We start from the raw sequence: 15,801 nt of genomic DNA, 5'->3' as shown, positions 1-15,801 counted from the left end.
GAAGTTCTTATTGGAATCAGTATAACATCTTTGACACGATTACCATTCCCGAATCCGGCCCCCGCTGGGAAAAACACCGACTGTTCGCCCCTTATTGATCGAGATTCAGGCTCATTCCGCGCTGTTTCAGGAACGCCTTGATATCGCCTAAGGCGCTGTCAATCGCCTGCGGTTCGGAAAGCGTGGCGTCATTGCGTAGAGTGAAGGCGGTTCCACGCGGGTATTGCGCGAGTTTATGCTGGAGCGCCGTGCGTGAGGTGAGAGAGCAGGGACCGACGCGCCATTGCTCGCGATGTTTGTCTTCGGTAACAACATCCATGTACAGGCAGGCGTGTTTGCCCTGGTCCACCGTGTAGATTCCCAGATCGTTGAGGCTATGGGCGATGGGGCAGAGGCGTAAAATCTCGTCGAGGGCGGTTTGATCGGTGAGCCAGGCGGCAGAGTTGGCGATGGCCTGGGCGACGGCGGCCTGTGAGGTTTTGACGGCGGGCGTGGGGCGCTGCGCGTGCAGTTGACGCAGACGGCGCCAAAGGGCGTCCTTGGCGGCGGGGGAGCCGTATGCGCCCAGCGCTCTGGCGGCGTCGCTCGCCACGCTGGGGTTTTGGTCGGCGAGGGAGGCAATGGCGATCTTTTGCAGGTCCGGCGCCATCGAGGGCGAAGGGCGGAGCTTGGCGATCTCAGTGAAGAGGGTGAGGTAACAGTCCGTGTCTTTTCGGTCCCACAGCGCTTTTCTCACCTCGGCGGCGCCGAACTTCGGAGCGACGCGCAGGAAATAGGCCAGGAGCGGGGCTTGGAGCGAGCAGACCCAGGGGCCGGGGTTATGCGTGTAGAAGGCCTGGATTTGAGGAAGGATCGCGCGCGCGCCGTAGCGCTGGATCAGAAACGCATTCGCCGACGGATCGCCGTTGACTAGGAGATTGGCCGCCAGCTTGTGTTCGACCGAGGGCAGAGTCGCGTCCGGGAGAGACGCCATCAGGTCCATCTCGATTCGGGGATTGGGGCGCGCAATCTCGGCGAGGATTAGCCGCCGTCCCTCGGCGGGGGACAGTTCCCAGATACGGCGCAGCGCCAGGGTTCGCGGCTGCCTTGCTTCAAACACGGCCATCGCGCCTTGTGATCTGACGTGGGGAGATTCGTAGAGACGCCGCAGCACGGGCAGCATGCGCGGACTGCGGATTGCCGGCCAGCTAAAATCATCCAGCAATGCCGACTGCTCATCTGGCGCCAATGTGTCAAAGTGAGAAATGAGAATGGGCGCGGCGGCTTTCTGCGTGGCGGGAGAGATCGGAAGGCCGGTTCCCTTGGCGGCGAGAGTGAAGGCGCTATGGACCAGCGCGTCGCTGCGTTTGTGTGACAGCGCGGCGCTCAGCAGCTTCAGGTTTTGTATGAGGAAGGCGGCCCGCTTTGCTGTCCGAGCCTTCATTTCTTGATTCCAGGCGCTTTGCCGCGCGCGATCAGCGCTGGGCCACGAAGTCATCGGGGCGGGATATGCGGCTCGGGTCTGAACCCAGGAGAGGTCGGCAATAAAAAAGGGCATGATCGGGAATTGCGGGTCGGCAATCTTCGCCTGCATCCACGCGGCGTCGTCCGCTGTTCGCCGCGATCGCATCAGCCCCTGGCGTCCCGCGAAGTACCAGGGAGAATTCCATGAGTCCATCATTGTGAACGCGCCATAGTGATCGATGATCGCCTGCACAGAGGTAGGGGTATCAAGATACTCAAGCGTATCCGCCTCGCGCGGGTCCGCCGCCATATCGCGCCCCGTGCGTTGGAATGTGGCGAGCGCCTTCGCCAGCATTTGTGCGGACCATGAAGGATCGTCCGGCAGAATCTCAATCTGCACGATATTGGAGACCGCCGTCATGGAGCCTCCCAAAAACGCCTCCACCCCCGACGCCTTCCGGTTTTGCGCCCGCCAGGTCTTTGTGTAAATCCGATAACTCCCCGGCTGATCGAAGCGTCTCGAAACGTTCAGTCGCAAGCTGGTTGTGACCGGAGCGCTCTCCAGATCACGCCACTGCGGCCCCGCCCCATTGATCACGGTGATTTGCCCCAGATCGTAATTCACACTCCCCACATCCGGCGCATCTCGCTCCCGATCGACCACCACACTGTCCTCGCCGCCAGGGTTCAGACGGTACTTTCCCTTCACCTGACTGGAAAACACCTCGTCAAACGGGATAATCTCCCCCATATGAAACTGCGTCCTGCCCTCCGGCTGACGCAGCGTCACCTCCAGGCCAGCGGGATTCTTCCCCGCCTCCTGCAAATGGCGCGCCTCAAAGCCCACTGCCTCCGCCCTCGCCACATCGGGGTTGACGGGAAGTTGCGCAAACGCGGGACAGAGCCCTCCAAACGTCAGTATCGTAATGATTGCGCCAACAGCAATTACCCGGAGGCACATTAATTTCCGTTTCAACATCACAGTCTCCTCAACGAAGCCTATGATGCCTGGCCCTCGCGCCGCCTTCACCGCGTGGGCGACAGCGTCCGGTTACTCGAAATCCCGACCAGCGGCGAGACAATGGGTATACCGAAATAGATCGATGGCTTAGGAATGAGGAATGCGTCCAATGATCAAGTTTACGCCGAACCGTGATTGGGCGAACAGCGGCTACGTCACTCCCGCTGGGAAGCGCATGAGCTGGGTTTTGGTGACCCTCGGCTTACTGCTCATCGTCTTCGGCGCCTGGCTCGGAATCCAGCGCCGCCAATTCCTAAGCCACGCCGCGCACACGCGGGGAACCGTCGTCGTGATGGCCGAGAGCCCCGACGACCACGGAACCCCCATCTACACACCGATCTTCACCTACAAAGACGCCGCCGGTCACGAATGGCGCAGCAAATCCGGCTCCGGCAACAGCCCCGCCCAATACCACGTCGGCGAAACCGTCGACGTCTACTACTCCCCCCAGCGCCCCGCCGTTGCCGAACTCAGCGGCTTCTTCGCCCTCTGGAGCGGAAGCGTCTTCGCTTGTGGGATCGGGTTGTTCTTCTTCCTCGGAGGAGTGTTTCTCATTCGACTGTCTCGCCTTCCGGTGAGGCGGTCGGGGCCGGGCGTTGGGATGTAAAGGGGAGAACGCTTGCTGTGAAGTCTAGAGGCATCATCCAGAATTTTAAATTCAATTGATCTAGGCTAGATGAATGGATGTGTCAAATAGCGAAAGTTGTGGATTTCTTAGGCAATCTTCAGATGCGATTTGTATAATTTTGCTATTAATGTTCCACTTAGGTGGAAAGAAAAAGTCTAATTGCGTATTGTTAGGCGTGAAGCGTGCTTTAATACGTGAGCGATTACTTATCAAATGCGGAGCCGCCTCACGACAATACTTGTCAAGTTCACAAAACAAATTCTGGCAATCTATTGCATGCAAATTGCGTCCCAATAAGCCATTAAAATCTATCTCAAGACGCGAAAATTCTCGTTCTTGATTATCTACCATATAGTGAATCACATCTGCAGGAGAATAATCTCCAATATCAGAAAACGCTTTCTTGATTCCGCGAAGTGCCCCTGGGCCAGCTTGCGTGTAGTCATTTTCGTTAAAGTTTACGGTTTCTGAATAATTCAGATCGATCGCTATCTGGTAAGACATGAAAGGGCCAATTAGAGGAAAGCCACCTAAATAGCTAACTAAATCTCTCAAAGATCCCGTTTCGCGAATGCGTCTATCTGAATCGTGATACAGGAACATCTCTTTGAATAAGGCTGTGTGGTTCTTATGTTTCTCATGGTAGCCAAAGGCTTTTGTAGCACAAAGAATAAATGCTCCTGTATATAATCGCCCTCTCTCAGATTTTATGTCATCGAGCGCTTTCTCAAACGCTCCCGTTGCAAGATGTTCAATAGTTGGGGCTTTCCCTAATCTAGAAAGTAATCCTTCCCAAGTTGCAATATTACTAAAAGTTCGGAATGCGACAATTTGAAAAACTCTGTTTTTATCGTCTTCCGCTTGCTTGTTATAGGCAATGTTTCTAATCAAGTACTGCGATACACGGTCAGCAGCACGATATGTGTTACAAAACTTGAACTTCTGGAGTATTGGATCATCCACCCAAGGCCAAGGTGATCCGTTCAGGCGTCGCTCAAAGATACTATGACGCCGGTCTGCGAATATCCAGTACAGGTCATATATCAGCTCACGCGGTACCAGCGGCTTTGTTTTAAAATTGATTTGCATATACATCTCATCTGCATTAAACAATATTAGCTCCCGAAAATCGTCTTTTCTAGTAATTGGATAAAAGCAGATATGTTTCTATCACACTTCTACAGCGTGAGTATTGATTAGGGAAGAGGGTCTTGGTCCATTGTAAAATGATTCTCCATTTAGTTCTCTCTCAAACGAAATCGCCTTCTCGTTCAAGTCACATATAATAAATCCTTCGCTATTTGCAGATAGTTCTCTCCACACCGAGTATGCTTGTAAGATAGTATTCTCCCAATCTGCAGGTCTTTTCGTTTTGACTTCAAAATGTCCTGCAAGTGTGCCAATCGTTCTTAGCAATTCATAGTCGATAGCTACGACGTCGGCAAACATGTCGTGAGATAACGCATAGTCAAATACAAGAGCTGATATAGCTTCTTCCGTTACAATGGCCCGTCCTCCGTCTTCAATCTCGTCGATCCTGGTATTGCTACGCCTCTTAAACCCCAAATTACGACGAACTACAGGAGACCAGCCTAAAACCGCAGCACACGCTAAGTGAAAAACGTCATGGAATCTGTATCCATCATTATCGTGAGCATTATCAGTGAGCGATTGCCCCATTTGCTGTGTGCCAAGGTAAGCAATCACGACTTTACGATCTTTATCCTCTAGAGACAAAAACCTGATAATAAAGCGCCTTGGTATCTGCTCTGATGGAGGGAAATTGTCGTCAAAGAATTGATTAAAAAGGACATTCTGGTTTTCTTGGCCCCATCGTTCCTGCGTTTTTTTAAGATTAGTCTCTGCAATTTCTTGTAATGTCAGATTAAATTCACTTGCGACTGAGGCGAGATACCAAAGAACGTCTCCGAGTTCCTCTAACATACGGTCAGGATAAATTTTATAAGCATCTCCATCACGAATGTGCTTTTTAAATTCCGCTAAAGGTCCTGTGGCTTCACAGGCTAGACCTAATAGACTGACAGTTAGGCTGTCGCCTTCCTTTTTTGGCTTTTGCTTTGTTGCGGTTGCCAAATCTTGATATTGATTTAGTTCCATGTGGATCCCTTATGCTATGTGGTAGATGAAATATTCTTAATTCACAGCTTACGACAATATATCAAAGATTGACATTAATCGCTACGGATCCAGTCCAGCGGATCGCCTAAACATCCTGTTGCCTGAAAGGAATACAGCCATTTAGTATAAGCTTGAACGAGAGCATCGGGGAAACGGTTTTTATGCCCTCGCTTTGCACATATGTCATATCCTTGAAAGTTACGGAATGCAGATGGAATAAGAGGCCCGCTTCCCCCCCAATATGCAAAATCTGAAGCTACTAATACATTAATAGATTTTGTGTCGTCCTGTAGGTTAATGTTGTTTATGCTTCCATCTTTTAAACTATGAAAGGAATTTTCTTGCACCCATAAGCCAGTGCCTAGATCTAAGTGGTAAATATTATCGCCGAATGCCTGCATCTTACTTCCGCGTAGATTTGGTCGTTTACGCTGAAACCGAGTGTCACCCCAGTACTCATCATAGGTAATTATTTCTTCAATAACCATGTAATAAATGAGATAACCAGTGCGGTGGCGTTTAGCACAGCCGGTTCCGATGACATAGTCACCAACTTCTGCAACTTGCCGAATCTTTGGCTTACATGTTGCTAGTGTGCAGAACCCGTGGAATGGATTAGGTGCAAACCCATAGTCGTGGTCTAAAACGTAAGAATGTATTCTCATAGCTGACATTTTTAACAATTATGCCGAGCTATATCTCGCTCGGGCCTAGAGCCACCGTTAGGCGTTTCCCAGTTATCTGTTTTTCCAAAAATAGCATCTATTATGCTTTCACCCCGCCATCCAACAACCGCATTTGCGTATAAATCGAGCATTCGAGGTACATCACATTCATTTGCACCGTAATCCCATACGCCGACTATCCGCTTTCCAAGACGGTGAGCATACTGAATTTCCCAATCAACCCATTTACTATCACGAGTTCCCGGCGAAATCAGAACGACTAATGTTCCTGCCCACTTAATGCGTGGAGCTAATATGCTATTCTTTATATAAATCTCATTATTCGCCTGATTGGGCTTTGTACTATTTATTGAACTATCTTTTGCAGTGCAACCATGCTTTTTTAGCAAAGTTTTCATATTATTTAGCTTAGGGTCATCCTCGTGGATATGGCTTATAAAAATATGACATGTGTCTTTTTGCAAGTTTTATTGCCTCCAAAACTATAATGTGAATTTTACTGTAACGAAAGATTGTCTAAGCCGTGTAAAATTAAAGAAATTATCCGGTGTGTATCTTGCTCTGTAAATAATTTTCTGTTGAGTTCATCTGTTAATCCATTGTTTAATGAGCGCACACCGCAGTCAGCAAAAAAACGTTTTATATAATCGTAATTCAATCGCTCTGGTTCTTCAAGAATTTTTTGATACTTGTCAATAATATTACTATCTCTACTATTCAAAGCTGTAAACAATGCTGGAGAATCTTGCCCACAGATTAAATCAATCACTGCCTGGCTACAGCCGCCAAAAGCTCCAATTAAGAATAGCGGTTTGTTTGAATCTAAAGCTAGATATGCTTCCTCCAACACGCCAGGCAAAACGCCGGAAAATTCTGTCAATCTTCCACCCATTAGGATTCTTACATTAGCTTTTTCATTTATAGCCTGGCGCATCTGAGTAAGACATTGAGTAATAATCAGCAACTTTTCCGAGTTAGCGACAGAATTTTCCTGATCTGGTTCAATTTCGAATTTAGCTTTGACATCACTTCGTGTAGGAATACGGTGTAGATGTGCGATACGAGAAAGCTCAGCCTCACGATTACGTGTGACAGCAAGATAAAAAGGCCAAGCTTGATAATTTTCTATGGGTTTGAAGTCTTCGTTGCCATATGAGTTATAGGTTGCAACAATGTCTGTCAGCACTTCGGTGAACCCACCTGCACGCAAATCTCCTCCGTATGCGAGAACTGCACCACCAGCTAACAAATAGACGGCGATCCGTGACATCGCTTCAGCAAGTTGCATCTCAGAAAAGCCTAAATTTACTAATTCTTCACTTTCTGAAATCGAAATTCCGACAGTCCACTTGGATAACCTTTCGATGCCGTCGCGATATATAGGAGTAGCAAAGTGATAACGTCCCTGGAAGACGTATTGGAGCAAGTTCATCTCATCAGGGCCTAATGGGGGACCTGGGTAAAAAATTGTCACAGGATCAGCGGATGTTGTCTCCTCTAAAGCAGGTGCCATTTTTGCAAATGCACCGCCATCCGATGCTTCAGGAGCACGCATCAGAAAATTGGAGTGCTTCAATTGCGGATTATTTTGAATTGTTTGTGCCATGTTATGATTGAGCACCATGTGACGCAATGCCTCATCTAACGCAAGGCTGAGGATTTCGGCTTCATCCCCCTTCGACTTTCGAATAGTGGGAACATTACCCAGATATGGAAAACTGCGGAAGACTTTTCCTTGTAGATCATCTACTATTACTATTGGGCGCTGAAATTTCTTAGCGGCTAAAATCTCTTTTTGACACCAAGGGCGATCTGAATACATATCTGTAAGAAAAACGATTACAGTCGCGTCTTTGATTCGTTCAATGATTTCACTCGCGATATCATAACCGGGGCCAATATCGACTTCATCGAAAAATGGAACTGATGGAATTTTGTCTAGGCATTGACGCATTAAGAGCGCTTCATCACGCCCATCGATTTTTGCGTGACTTAAAAAAATACGGACTGGAGGTGGGCTAAGAGGCTGCTCATGTTCTTCGTTTTTATTCAAATTAGTACGAAAATGGCGAGCAATCTCGTTAGTTAACCACAATCGTAATTGTAGCCAACTCGATAGTTCGGAGAATTTGTAGTATCGAATGGAGTTTTTAGAGCGCAACGGCTCAAAATTCAACGCGCCATGACTCAGTGCTACAGGTAGAACTAAGTGTTGCCTATTTGATTGTTCTACTTTGGTTACTATATCACTAATATATGATTCCCAAGTTGCCCCCAGTGCCATCTCAGCGTCTACAAGAATAATGACGATAGTTCGCTCAGCGCTTTCAAAGTCAATAGGCCTTGGTGAACTATTATCTTCGACGCCATATGGTGCTGAACGGAAATAGACAGGAATTGCCAACCCTCCGAAGAGTGGATTCTTAGTATCGTAGCAGAAATGAGCGTAGATTTTTTTTGCTAAACCACTACCTTCAGAGATATCCCTTCCGTCCATAGTCTGTGGTGCCCAAACAACAAAAATGTTGATTCCTGGTTGAAAGTGTAATGGATTAAGATTGCCGCCTGTGTCATTTGACAAATTTTCGTCCTCACATTGAATCCGTAATTTAGATGATCCGTATCCAGCTTTCTTATTATAATATCACAAATTCTCGACAAACGGCATATTCAATAATTATTGACTTTCAAGCCGAGAAAATGAGTTTCAGTGAAGAGTATATCCTAGTATCCTCTTGCTCTTGCAACAGTTGTTCTGCTAGCTGAACTCGTTTGCTTTCACCGCGCCAGCGACAGCATCCACGGGATCGTCAGCGCGGACAGCAGGGTGGACACGAACACCGTCGCCACCGCGTAGTCGCCGTCCATGTCGTGGTGGGCGGAGTAGACGGAGGACATGACGGAGGTGGGCATGGCGGCGAGGAGGATGCTGATGGTGAGGAGGTCGCCGCGCAGGCCGAAGAGGCGGCTGAGGGGGAGCATGATCAAGGGGGAGATGAGGAGTTTGAGGGTGCAGCTGAGGAGCAGGGGGAGGACGTTTTTGCCGGCGGCTTCGGGGCGCAGGGCGAGGCCGACGGCGAGCAGGACGAGCGGGGTGGTGCCCTGGGCGAGGTAGCCGAGGGTTTTGTCGAGGATCTGGCCGAGGGGGGAGGCGAGGAAGGCGTGGGCGGCCGGGAGGAAGTGGGCGAGGAGGCCGAGGGCGAGGGCGGGGAGGATGGGGGAGCGCAGGAGGCGGAGCAGGGCGGCGCTGGCGCCTTCCTGAGTTTGGGCGCTGCCGTAGAGGGAGCCGATGAGGGCGGCGGCGATCGTGAGCGGGACGGTCATGCCGAACTGGTCGATCAGGATGGCCGTGGGGAATTGGTGCGGGAGCAGGGCCAGGGTGATCGGGTAGCCGAGGAAGCCGGTGTTGCCGAAGGTTCCGACCAGCAGGAGCGCGCCGAGGCGGGGGCGGCTGAGACGCAGGATGCGGCCGAAGGTGAGAATCAGGGCGAAGAGCGCGAGTTCGGTCAGGAAGATGGCGAGCGGGGCGCAGAAGGCGCGGGCCGGGATCGCGGGGGCTGTGGCGAGGCCGTGGACGACCAGCGCGGGGAGCGTGGCGTTCACGACCAGGCCGTTGAGAACGGGCGCGTGTGCGCTATGGAGCACACGCGCCCGTTTCAGGGCGTAGCCAAGCAGGATCAGGGCGAATAAGGGCGCGAGCGCGGTGAGCGTCGCGGCGAATACGGTCAATGAAGAATACCCGGCGAATGACCGCCCAGAGGGCACCCGGTCTAAAAGTACGGTCACCCGCCTGCGCGGGTTCAGATCTTGCGCCGAAGGCGCTTATGCTTGTGCCGTAGGCTCTGAAATCCACGCAGGTGGATGACCGTTTTTATAGGCGCGAATTTATTCGCCGGCCTTCTGTTGTGGCGGCAAATACGGCCAATCGTTTATGACGCCTGCACGGCGGCTTCTTCGAGCGCATCCACCGGCGTCGCCGTCACGCGCGGCTTTTTGGCGTCCAAATCCTGGCGGCGCTTCAGGGCGGCGGCGACCAGGCCCGCGAACAGCGGATGCGCGCGGTTCGGGCGGGACTTGAACTCCGGGTGGAACTGAGTCGCGATGAAGTACGGGTGGACGTCCTGCGGCAGCTCCACAATCTCCACCAGGCGATAGTCCGGCGAGACGCCGCTGAAGACCATGCCGGCGTTGCCGAGCTGCTTGCGGTACTCGTTGTTGACTTCGTAGCGATGGCGGTGGCGCTCTTCGATCACGTCGCTGCCGTACATCTTCGCCGCGATGCTGTTGAGCGTCAGGTGGCAGGGGTAGGTGCCCAGGCGCATCGACGCGCCCTTGTCCACGACATGCTTCTGCTCGGGCAGGATATGCACGACTGGGTACGGCGAATCCGGGTTGACCTCTTCCGTGTTGGCGTCGGTCAGGCCGCAGCCGTGGCGGGCGAACTCGATGACGGCCATTTGCAGGCCGTAGCAGATGCCGAAGAAGGGCAGGCCGGACTCGCGGGCGTACTTGATCGCCTGGATCTTGCCTTCGACGCCGCGCGCGCCGAAGCCTGGGGCCACCACGAGGGCGTCGGTCTCCGCGAAGCGCGCCGCGAAGTCGATGCCGTCCTCTTCCAGATCGTCGCTCTCAATCCACTCGATCTTCACGCCGGCGTCGGAGGCGATGCCGCCGTGGCCGAGCGCTTCGGCGATGGAGATGTAGGAGTCGCCGTTGCCGGTGTACTTGCCGACGACCGCGATCTTCACCTGGTGCTTGGGCGCCTTGACCCGGCGGACCAGGTCCACCCATTCGTCGAGGTTCGGATGCGTCTCGTCTAATTTCAAGCGGCGGACGACCAGATCGGCCAGGCCCTCTTTCTCGAAGACCAGCGGGACTTCGTAGATCGTATCCACGTCCTGATTTTCGATCACGGCGCCCTTTTCGACGTCGCAGAACAGGCTGATCTTGTCTTTCATCTCATCGCTGATATTCGACTGCGTGCGGCAGATCAGAACATCGGGCTGGATGCCGATTTCGCGCAGCTTGATGACGGAGTGCTGGGTCGGCTTGGTCTTGACCTCGCCCCACGGTCCGATATACGGGATCAGCGTGACGTGGACGTACAGCACGTTGTCCGCGCCGACGTCTTTCTTGAGCTGGCGAATGGCCTCCAGGAACGGCAGGCCCTCGATGTCGCCGACGGTGCCGCCGATCTCGGCGATCACGACGTTCGCGCCGGACTTCTCGCCCAGGCCAATCACGCGCTCCTTGATCTCGTTGGTGATGTGCGGGATCATCTGCACGGTGCCGCCGAGATAGTCGCCGCGCCGCTCCTTCGCGATCACGGTCGAGTAGACCCGGCCGGTGGTGACCGTCGAATCGCGGGTGAGATTGATATCGACAAAGCGCTCATAGTGTCCCAGGTCCAGGTCGGTTTCCGCGCCGTCGTCGGTGACGAACACTTCGCCGTGCTGGTAGGGGTTCATGGTCCCGGCGTCAACATTGATGTAGGGGTCCAGCTTCGTCATGGTGACGGAATAGCCGCGGTTGCGCAGCAGTCGTCCGAGGCTGGCGGTCGTGATTCCCTTGCCGATGCTGGAGACGACTCCTCCGGTGACAAAGATGTACTTTGTCGGGTGAGAACCATTTTTCTTAGCGGCCGAAGCGCCGTTCGTGGCGGGCGATGTATCCATAGAGCTCCTGCGGCGTGACGCAGCCGCGCGTAATTATAAAGGCGTGACAAAGCCGTGCGTCTGAGAGACGTCGTGCTTAAAATTTGGGGCGCATGGGGAAAGGCTGCACGCATGGAGGTGATCGCAAGGGATCCTTCGCGCCCGAATATTGTATCACATCGCTTCGCCCTTTGGCAAGGGCGCCGAAACGAAATGTGGCGAAGATCTGGTACAATAGATTAGACGATTTCGGAATTCGGCGCCATGCCGGCAGGATTCCGAACGAGTGTCAACGAAACTCTTTTGTAACACACGTGAGGAGACACAAACATGGCGTCGTATGATGCAAAAGTCGGCGAACACACCGTCACAATTACCTATGTGATGGGCGGAACGAACCAGATCGGCGTCAAGAAACCCAGCAAGGTCAAAGCCTGGGCCATCTGCCCGGTCAGCGGCAAGCGGATCGAAGAAGCGTCCAACTCCGTCGGCGAGGCCACCCGCGCCGTCGAGCGATCGCTGGCGACCAGCATCGAAGAAGCGGAAAACCCCAGCGAACCCGCGCAGGTCTAACTCCCAATCCGCCATTTTGCCGTCTCTCAAGTTGTAACGATTGAAAAATTCGCAGGCAGTCCCACGCCGGACCGCCTGCGAATTTTTTTGCGAGGAGCCCCCATGTTTGCCGATGTCTATCGCGTCTCCGAAAAACTCACCCTCGCCACCGAAGCCGACGTCCTCGCCGCCCAGCAGCAGCTCGGATGCGCCTTCCCCGACGGCTACGCTGAATTTGTCACAACTCTGGGCGAAGGTGAATTCTGCAGTTCTGTGCGCGTCTACCTGCCAAACCGAATACTCGCAGAGCGCGACGCCATCCGCCAGATGCTCATCAAGAGCACGCATTTTTGGACATATGAGGGGATGGAATTGGATGCGCAGCGTCTGCCTGAACTGATCATCATTGCGGATACGATCGACTCGGACTACATTGGCTTCCATCCCGACGATCCTGGCTGCCTCTATATTCTGCCAAGGCATGACGATCAGATCGCGCAAGTGCGGGACGGTTTAGCGGCTGCTGCCCGAGAAGCTCTAGGCCAAATCGCGACGGATTTTCGATACTTCGAATCTTATATTGACCGCAGCTATATCCAAGCGCGCAATATGATCACTGACTTTACGAGTGTCTACGAAGACTGGTTTTTTACGCTGGGGACACCCCAGTATCGGGTAGATTACATTCAGGTGAGACAAAGCCATCCTAAGGCGGGTCCAGCAGAAAGATCATTTCTATGGATCAACGGAAAGCCGCATGAGACGACCGACCTCCCAAGAAACATTATGATGTTCTTTCGGCGGTTTGACGGTTACATTCATTATATTCGCGAAACGGCTGGCCGAAATTTCGTGAGCGTTTCTTATGACGCGCAATCTCAAGACCCCCTGCTTGCGCAGATCCATACATACTTAAGGGCGCACGGCTTTGTGTACGAGGGCGAGCACCACGCTTGACAACCCTTTTCCGCAGGTTCATGCTGACGCCGTTGGCGTTTTTCTCGGAAGGCCGAGAGGAGTACGACCCCCATGTTTGCCGATGTCTATCGCGTCTCCGAAAAACTCACCCTTGCCTCCGAAGCCGACGTCCTCGCCGCCCAGCAGCAGCTCGGATGCGCCTTCCCCGACGGCTACGCTGAGTATGTCACCACTCTGGGCGAAGGAGAGCTGTGCAATCTCCTTTATGTCTTTTCCCCAAGCCAAATTCTCAAGGATCGCGCCGCCATGCAAAAGATGCTGATCGACAGCGCTCATTTTTGGAATAGCGACGCTCAAACTCTCCAAAACATGATCGTTTTCGCGTACACTACCAATGGCGATTATCTTGTCTTTGACCCAGAGGCTGCCGACCGTGTGTGCATCCTGCCTCGACACAGCAGCGAAATTAAACAAATCGACGGCGGGCTGATGAGCGCCGCCCGAGAAGCGCTTGGCGAAAGCAACAGTGACTTTCAATACTTCGAATCGAGTCGCGATCGCGCCAGGATGCAGGCTTGCGCAATTACGCCTGATTTCTCCAGCACCCTCGAAGACTGGCTCTTTTCCCTTGATGACCCACAGTATATCTTGGACCACGAGCAGCAACGACAAAATCGCCCCTCTTCCACACCGCTTCGCAGGACGCTCGCGATGCTGGATAGCCAGATGCAGGACACAACGCATTTACAGCGAAGCCATACGTTTTTCTTTCGGCGATTCGGCGGCTATGTTTACCATCGCCGTGACGCTGGCGGCCGCAATACCATGCGAATTTCTTACGACGCTCAAACCCAAGATCCGACGCCTGCCCTCATCCAAGCCTATCTCAGAAGCCACGACTTTCGGTTTGAAGGCGAACGCCACTCTTGACATCTTTTCGCCGCCGGTTCATACTGTCGCCGGTGGCAATGTCCTTGTGACAGACGCCTAACCTCACCTTCGCCCAGTTTCGCTTGGACGCAGTCATCCCAACAAACTGCGCTAGAAAAGAGCATCTATGAGCGTCGCGAAAGAATTTCGAGATTTTGTCCTGCGGGGCAACGTGGTGGACCTGGCCGTCGGCGTCGTCATCGGCGCGGCGTTTACGGCCGTGGTGACGGCGTTCACCAAGGACATCATTACCCCCATCATCGGCATTCCCGGTAAAGTCAGTCTTGGTGATGTCAGCTTCGCGGTGAACGGCAGCAAGTTCCTGATCGGAGACTTCCTCAACCAAGCTATCAGCTTTTTGCTGGTTGCGCTGGTAGTGTTCTTCTTCGTCGTCAAACCCGTCAACTGGTTGATGGCTCGCCGCAAGACCGACACGCCCGCCGACGCCACCACCCGCGACTGCCCCTACTGCCTCAGCAGCATCCCCGTCGCCGCCACCCGCTGCGCCTTCTGCACCTCGGAAGTGGCGAAGTAGCCCCTTACTCTGCCGAAGTAAACGAGAAGCTCCAGATGCCCCCCGGCCCCCACAGGGGGTGCAGACCATAGATTTGTTAACGTGTCTAGATTGGATCTTCGTCACGCTTTCGACAATATGGTCTGCACCCCTGTGGGGGCCGGGGGGCATCTGGACGCCTTAGAATGAGGACCTCCTAAAACGCCCGCTCGTACTGCACGGGGATCGGGACCGCGCCGGCCTTGCCAAGGGCTTTGGCGGCGAGGATGGGCCAGTTGGGTTCGCGGAGGAATTCGCGGGCCAGTAACACCAGGTCGGCTTGGCCGTCGTGGATGATCTGTGCGGCGTGGTCGGGTTCGGTGATCATGCCGACCGCCGCCGTGGGGACGCCGGCGTCGTGGCGCACGGTGTCCGATAGGAAGACCTGGTAGCCGGGGCCGGTCGGGATCTTGATTCCGGGGGCGATGCCGCCGGAGCTGCAATCGATCAGGTCTACTCCCAGATCTTTTAAGATGCGCGAGACGGCGACGGATTCCTGGGGCGTCCAGCCCTCGTCGACCCAGTCCGTGGCGGAGAGACGGACGGCGAGCGCTTTTTCCGTCGGCCAGACTTCGCGGACGGTTTTGACCGTTTCCGTGAGGAAGCGGGCGCGGTTCTCGAAGGAGCCGCCGTATTCGTCGGCGCGTGTGTTGGTCAGCGGCGACAGGAACGTGTGGAGCAAGTATCCATGCGCGGCGTGGATCTCAATCCAGTCGAAGCCGGCTGCGTCGGCGCGAACGGCGGCGTCGCGGAACGCGGTCTGGATTTGATGGATCTCCGCGACGGTCAGCGCGTGCGGGGTGCGGTAGTTCGGTTCGAACGGCTCGCTGGTGACGCCGACCGGCTCCCAGCCGCCATCGGCGTCTGAAACGCCTTTGCCGCCATTCCAGGGGACGGCGGTGCTGGCCTTGCGCCCCGCATGCGCGAGCTGGATTCCGGCGACCGCGCCGGCGTTGTGGATCAATTTCGTAATGCGCGACCACGCTTCCGTGTGCGCGTCCGACCAAATGCCGGTGTCTCCCGGTGTGATCCGTCCGCGCGCTTCCACGGCGGTCGCTTCGGTGATTACCAGCGCAGCGCCGCCGTAGGCGCGCGCCCCCAGATGCGCCACATGCCAGTCGTTCGGCAGGCCGTCCACGGCGCTGTACTGGCACATCGGCGACACGCCGATACGGTTGCGAAGCGTCACGCCGCGCAGGGTGAGCGGGTCAAAAAGTTCGGCCATTGATCGGTTCCTCTGGTGTTCAAAATTCTCTGCGTTATTCACTGCATAAACG

Annotated in this window: 14 protein-coding genes; 5 read left to right on the top strand and 9 right to left on the bottom strand. The window is 54.0% G+C overall.

The features are described from left to right. Nucleotides 1-91: 91 nt before the first annotated feature. The gene (locus tag D5261_RS05945) at nt 92-2,422 is read right to left on the bottom strand and encodes a hypothetical protein (RefSeq protein WP_125205938.1); all 2,331 of its coding nucleotides are present in this window, start codon (nt 2,420-2,422) and stop codon (nt 92-94) included. A gap of 151 nt (nt 2,423-2,573) precedes the next feature. Here D5261_RS05945 and D5261_RS05940 point away from each other — a divergent pair, with 151 nt between their 5' ends. Beyond that, nucleotides 2,574-3,071, top strand: coding sequence for a DUF3592 domain-containing protein (locus D5261_RS05940; protein ID WP_165864146.1), 498 nt, complete (start codon nt 2,574-2,576; stop codon nt 3,069-3,071). Between the two features lie 60 nt (nt 3,072-3,131). On the opposite strand, the gene D5261_RS05935 is transcribed toward D5261_RS05940, so the two are convergent. The 7 genes from D5261_RS05935 to pyrG form a co-directional block, all read right to left on the bottom strand. After that, nucleotides 3,132-4,181, bottom strand: a complete 1,050-nt coding sequence (locus D5261_RS05935; protein WP_165864145.1) for a nucleotide kinase domain-containing protein — start codon at nt 4,179-4,181, stop codon at nt 3,132-3,134. An 81-nt stretch (nt 4,182-4,262) separates the two neighbouring features. Next, nucleotides 4,263-5,210 carry a nucleoside triphosphate pyrophosphohydrolase family protein gene (locus tag D5261_RS05930; protein ID WP_119321134.1) on the bottom strand — a complete coding sequence of 316 codons (948 nt, stop codon included), beginning with the start codon at nt 5,208-5,210 and terminating at the stop codon, nt 4,263-4,265. A 74-nt stretch (nt 5,211-5,284) separates the two neighbouring features. Continuing rightward, entirely contained in the window at nt 5,285-5,896 is a 612-nt protein-coding gene (locus D5261_RS05925; protein ID WP_119321174.1) for an Nmad2 family putative nucleotide modification protein, read from the bottom strand. A gap of 11 nt (nt 5,897-5,907) precedes the next feature. Next, nucleotides 5,908-6,381, bottom strand: coding sequence for a TIR domain-containing protein (locus tag D5261_RS05920; RefSeq protein ID WP_119321133.1), 474 nt, complete (start codon nt 6,379-6,381; stop codon nt 5,908-5,910). A 32-nt stretch (nt 6,382-6,413) separates the two neighbouring features. Beyond that, complete coding sequence (locus tag D5261_RS05915) at nt 6,414-8,498, bottom strand: TIR domain-containing protein (RefSeq protein ID WP_125205937.1); 2,085 nt, start codon at nt 8,496-8,498, stop codon at nt 6,414-6,416. A gap of 197 nt (nt 8,499-8,695) precedes the next feature. After that, on the bottom strand, nt 8,696-9,646 hold the full coding sequence (locus tag D5261_RS05910) for an AEC family transporter (RefSeq protein ID WP_125205936.1): 951 nt from the start codon (nt 9,644-9,646) through the stop codon (nt 8,696-8,698). A gap of 200 nt (nt 9,647-9,846) precedes the next feature. After that, nucleotides 9,847-11,592, bottom strand: coding sequence for a CTP synthase (gene pyrG / locus D5261_RS05905; RefSeq protein WP_119321130.1), 1,746 nt, complete (start codon nt 11,590-11,592; stop codon nt 9,847-9,849). Between the two features lie 309 nt (nt 11,593-11,901). On the opposite strand from pyrG, the gene D5261_RS05900 reads away from it, so the two are divergent. The 4 genes from D5261_RS05900 (at nt 11,902) to mscL (ending at nt 14,506) form a co-directional block, all read left to right on the top strand. After that, complete coding sequence (locus D5261_RS05900) at nt 11,902-12,144, top strand: hypothetical protein (protein ID WP_119321129.1); 243 nt, start codon at nt 11,902-11,904, stop codon at nt 12,142-12,144. A 102-nt stretch (nt 12,145-12,246) separates the two neighbouring features. Beyond that, nucleotides 12,247-13,080, top strand: coding sequence for an SMI1/KNR4 family protein (locus D5261_RS05895; RefSeq protein ID WP_119321128.1), 834 nt, complete (start codon nt 12,247-12,249; stop codon nt 13,078-13,080). Nucleotides 13,081-13,152: 72 nt separating this feature from the next. Beyond that, nucleotides 13,153-13,971, top strand: a complete 819-nt coding sequence (locus D5261_RS05890; protein ID WP_119321127.1) for an SMI1/KNR4 family protein — start codon at nt 13,153-13,155, stop codon at nt 13,969-13,971. 127 nt (nt 13,972-14,098) lie between these two features. Continuing rightward, on the top strand, nt 14,099-14,506 hold the full coding sequence (mscL, locus tag D5261_RS05885) for a large conductance mechanosensitive channel protein MscL (protein ID WP_119321126.1): 408 nt from the start codon (nt 14,099-14,101) through the stop codon (nt 14,504-14,506). A gap of 175 nt (nt 14,507-14,681) precedes the next feature. Here the strand turns inward: mscL and D5261_RS05880 are convergent, their stop codons facing one another. Then, nucleotides 14,682-15,749 carry an NADH:flavin oxidoreductase/NADH oxidase gene (locus tag D5261_RS05880; RefSeq protein ID WP_119321125.1) on the bottom strand — a complete coding sequence of 356 codons (1,068 nt, stop codon included), beginning with the start codon at nt 15,747-15,749 and terminating at the stop codon, nt 14,682-14,684. Between the last annotated feature and the right edge of the window lie 52 nt (nt 15,750-15,801).

It is taken from the genome of Capsulimonas corticalis, assembly GCF_003574315.2.
GTDB classification, from domain to species: Bacteria; Armatimonadota; Armatimonadia; order Armatimonadales; family Capsulimonadaceae; genus Capsulimonas; species Capsulimonas corticalis.
Note: the sequence above shows the minus strand (reverse complement) of the source record. Positions and strands in the feature narration are given on the sequence as shown.

Excerpts from the sequence above, each read along its gene's own strand:
- D5261_RS05900 (WP_119321129.1), top strand. The coding sequence starts at position 11,902 with ATGGCGTCGTATGATGCAAAAGTCGGCGAACACACCGTCACAATTACC.
- D5261_RS05890 (WP_119321127.1), top strand. The coding sequence starts at position 13,153 with ATGTTTGCCGATGTCTATCGCGTCTCCGAAAAACTCACCCTTGCCTCC.
- mscL (WP_119321126.1), top strand. The coding sequence starts at position 14,099 with ATGAGCGTCGCGAAAGAATTTCGAGATTTTGTCCTGCGGGGCAACGTG.
- D5261_RS05935 (WP_165864145.1), bottom strand. The coding sequence starts at position 4,181 with ATGCAAATCAATTTTAAAACAAAGCCGCTGGTACCGCGTGAGCTGATA.
- D5261_RS05945 (WP_125205938.1), bottom strand. The coding sequence starts at position 2,422 with ATGTTGAAACGGAAATTAATGTGCCTCCGGGTAATTGCTGTTGGCGCA.
- D5261_RS05925 (WP_119321174.1), bottom strand. The coding sequence starts at position 5,896 with ATGAGAATACATTCTTACGTTTTAGACCACGACTATGGGTTTGCACCT.
- D5261_RS05940 (WP_165864146.1), top strand. The coding sequence starts at position 2,574 with ATGATCAAGTTTACGCCGAACCGTGATTGGGCGAACAGCGGCTACGTC.
- D5261_RS05880 (WP_119321125.1), bottom strand. The coding sequence starts at position 15,749 with ATGGCCGAACTTTTTGACCCGCTCACCCTGCGCGGCGTGACGCTTCGC.
- D5261_RS05895 (WP_119321128.1), top strand. The coding sequence starts at position 12,247 with ATGTTTGCCGATGTCTATCGCGTCTCCGAAAAACTCACCCTCGCCACC.
- pyrG (WP_119321130.1), bottom strand. The coding sequence starts at position 11,592 with ATGGATACATCGCCCGCCACGAACGGCGCTTCGGCCGCTAAGAAAAAT.
- D5261_RS05930 (WP_119321134.1), bottom strand. The coding sequence starts at position 5,210 with ATGGAACTAAATCAATATCAAGATTTGGCAACCGCAACAAAGCAAAAG.